Raw genomic sequence first — 367 nt, 5'->3', positions numbered from 1 at the left:
AGCGCAGGGGCCGGATGATCGGAGCGCAGCGTTTTTTGGTTACTTTTTGTCGCGTCTGACAAAAAGTGACTCGCCGTAAGGGCGAAAAGGTGAGTCAGCGTCACCATCGCAAACGGACTGTTCGATGCACCAAAACAGCCATATCCGCTTTTTGCTTCTTGCGAGGTGGGCCTCAACACAGTGTAGACATTCGTTCGCGCAGGTGGCGCCGAGTCACCTTTCCGCCCTTCCGGCGGGTTACTTTGGTCTTGGCCAAAGTAACCAAAGCCGTCCGCTCCCATCATCCGGCCCCTGCGCTTCGCTCCGGGGTCCCCTCGCTCCGGGCTTGCTCCCGGGAGGACCGCGCTGCAGGCCCCATCCTGGGGCC

The 367-nt window shown here is 60.8% G+C and carries 1 protein-coding gene; it reads right to left on the bottom strand.

Features of this window, described 5'->3' with window-relative positions; genetic code table 11:
* Positions 1–281 (bottom strand): hypothetical protein (locus tag LU684_RS30505; RefSeq protein WP_232895380.1); only part of this gene is annotated, 281 nt, incomplete at its 3' end.
* Positions 282–367 lie beyond the last annotated feature (86 nt).

Origin of the sequence: Pseudomonas sp. NMI542_15, from assembly GCF_021283425.1 — a bacterium.
In the GTDB taxonomy this organism is placed as follows: domain Bacteria; phylum Pseudomonadota; class Gammaproteobacteria; order Pseudomonadales; family Pseudomonadaceae; genus Aquipseudomonas; species Aquipseudomonas fortuita.
This window is presented reverse-complemented; position numbering and strand designations above follow the sequence as displayed.